We start from the raw sequence: 2223 nt of genomic DNA on the forward strand, positions 1-2223 counted from the left end.
CCATCGGTTCGGCCTACCGTCTCCAGCGCCTGTACAGGCTACATCTTTGACCATCCCGTGTCAGCGGGGTAGTCTCATAGTGTCAGGAAACATGAAAACGCTCATGAGAACGTACGATCCTGCACTCTCCGGTATCAGACCCCTACCTGCTCGACCGTTACAGCGAGCGCAAGGAGAGCGCCGCCGACTTGTCGAAGCGGGTGAACCAGAAAGCGATCTGATCGGACGCTCCAGCGTTTTCGCACGGTCTGCGACTCAGGAAAACCTTCCGAATGTGCAGAATTCCCAGATCAATGGAACCTGTGAAACGAAAGACTAATCACGATTTTCGGGGAAGACAAAGTTACGGCAGAGCCGCGTCAAATACCACGCGGTGCCCAGAGAATTATACCCGCACCGACTAGGCAAATGGCCGCTCCGATAACATTCCATTGGTCCGGTCGGTGTCCTTCGACACCCCGTAGCCAGAGCAGTGACGATACGATGTAGATGCCACCGTAAACAACATTGGCGCGTCCAGCCTGATCGGCGGGGCTGAGGGCCAGCAACCAGGCGAAAACCATCAACGACAGCATCCCCGGCACCAGCCAGAACACACTTGTCCAGACGGAACCAGGCCCAGAAGGCAAAACATCCGGCGATTTAAGCAAGCGAGGCAATTATGAATATGTCACAGGCCCATGACATTTGTGATTGGATTGAACTTGCGTTGAAACGCCAGATTGCAGGCAGCACCGTAAACACTCATATCGAACCAGAGCACAAAGCCAAACCCGACGACGCAATCGAGTTTTGAACGGTTGGTCTCAAACTTTTACGAATGCTGCTGTGATATACATGAATGCCACGCCAGCGGTTAGGCCACCCAGTATAGAGGGTCTCAGGAACGTCTCCAGACCCAGCCGATTGCTCCGCATCACGTAGGCACCAACCTGAACCACAACCTGGAGGATCGCGCCTGCGCCGATAGCCAAAGCGAAAGCGCCCCACTGCGGCGAGAACGCGAGGCTCCCCAGCCACATCCCAATAACCGCGGGACCGCCGGCGAGAAGGGCGAGGCCCGCAAATGCCCACAATGGCGGGCGTTTCTTGAGGACGGGTGCTGCGATGCCGATGCCTTCGGTGATATTGTGCAGGGTGAAGCCCAGCACCAAAAAGGTGCCAAGGCCCGCTGATCCCGCAGCAAATGCCGCACCGATCGCCAACCCTTCGCCTAGATTATGCAATCCGATGCCAAGGGCAATGAACGTGGACAGCGCCAGTCCCGTCGGCGGACCGCCACGTTGCCCCACGGCCATCAGCAGTAAAAATGTGGCCGCTGCAACCAGGATCACCATGACCGGGCCCTGAAATAGGGCTGCTGAGTTCCCTGCGAGTTCCAGTGCCTCCTCAGCCGAGTCGACCAGCAGGAAGGACAGCAAGCCTATGGTCAGCGCCATCAGGAAATTCATGCCGCCCTGACCGACGCCGCGCAATACCGGATAGAACATCAGACCAAAGACAATCGGCACGACACCTACAAAGATGCCGATCAAAGCCTGGAATCTCAGCTGACCCGCCGTGACCTTCGGTGTCGGAACGGCCACCTCGATTTCATGTGTGAACGTCGCACCGGTTGTTGTGACGAGGGTCACAGCGTGGGCTTCGCCGAGCACCCACGGATAGGGGACATCCAGCCACACCGTGGCGCCGCGCGATATGTCTCCCGGCGGTGTTTGCGTAAACGACCAATACGCGGCATCAACCTGTACCTGGGCGACACGCATCGGGTCCGAACCGCCCGCCCGCACCAGCATCCTCAGGCCCTGATCGTTCAGGATGGTCCGCTCGAATGTCACGCCTTCAACGGGAGGGGCCCCGTTTCTGAAACTCTGGAAGGGGTCCGCAAAAACGATCCAGCCGATGGCAGCAATCAAGAGAGACAGGGGCATCAGCAGCCAGATAAGTTTTTGCGGTCCGCGACGCTCCAAAAGCGCTGGCTGATCTTCCATATTCACGCCTCCACCACGTCGAATTTCGCCATCCAGCCCAGTTCCGTAAACTCGGCCTGATGTGCGTGAAACATGTAGAGCCCTGGCTCATGTTCGGCGAAGCTGAATTCTAGGGTCTGTGGACATTCATCGTGAGGCGATGATGGCAGCCGCGAGATGCCAATTGGCGGCGTAGCTGGACGTTGTCTTTTCGTAGCGGGTCGCTATGGCTCTGAATTCCTTGATCTTTGCG

At 57.5% G+C, this 2223-nt stretch carries 2 protein-coding genes and 3 pseudogenes; 2 read left to right on the plus strand and 3 right to left on the minus strand.

Annotation, left to right across the window (positions count from 1 at the left end):
• Nucleotides 1–143: 143 nt before the first annotated feature.
• Nucleotides 144–221, plus strand: a pseudogene (locus AAFO90_RS24670) (arsenical resistance protein ArsH); the annotation flags it as partial.
• 138 nt (nucleotides 222–359) lie between these two features.
• On the opposite strand, the pseudogene AAFO90_RS24675 reads toward AAFO90_RS24670, so the two are convergent.
• Nucleotides 360–642, minus strand: a pseudogene (locus tag AAFO90_RS24675) (YnfA family protein).
• 25 nt (nucleotides 643–667) lie between these two features.
• Between AAFO90_RS24675 and AAFO90_RS24680 the strand changes: the two are divergent.
• Entirely contained in the window at nucleotides 668–796 is a 129-nt protein-coding gene (locus tag AAFO90_RS24680) for a hypothetical protein (protein WP_347511162.1), read from the plus strand.
• Nucleotides 797–806: 10 nt separating this feature from the next.
• Here AAFO90_RS24680 and AAFO90_RS24685 read toward each other — a convergent pair whose 3' ends face one another.
• Nucleotides 807–1991, minus strand: coding sequence for a metal transporter (locus AAFO90_RS24685; RefSeq protein ID WP_067625935.1), 1185 nt, complete (start codon nucleotides 1989–1991; stop codon nucleotides 807–809).
• Nucleotides 1992–2117: 126 nt separating this feature from the next.
• Nucleotides 2118–2223: pseudogene (locus tag AAFO90_RS24690) on the minus strand (IS5/IS1182 family transposase); the annotation flags it as partial.

Source organism: Phaeobacter sp. CAU 1743, from assembly GCF_039839315.1.
In the GTDB taxonomy this organism is placed as follows: domain Bacteria; phylum Pseudomonadota; class Alphaproteobacteria; order Rhodobacterales; family Rhodobacteraceae; genus Phycobacter; species Phycobacter gallaeciensis_A.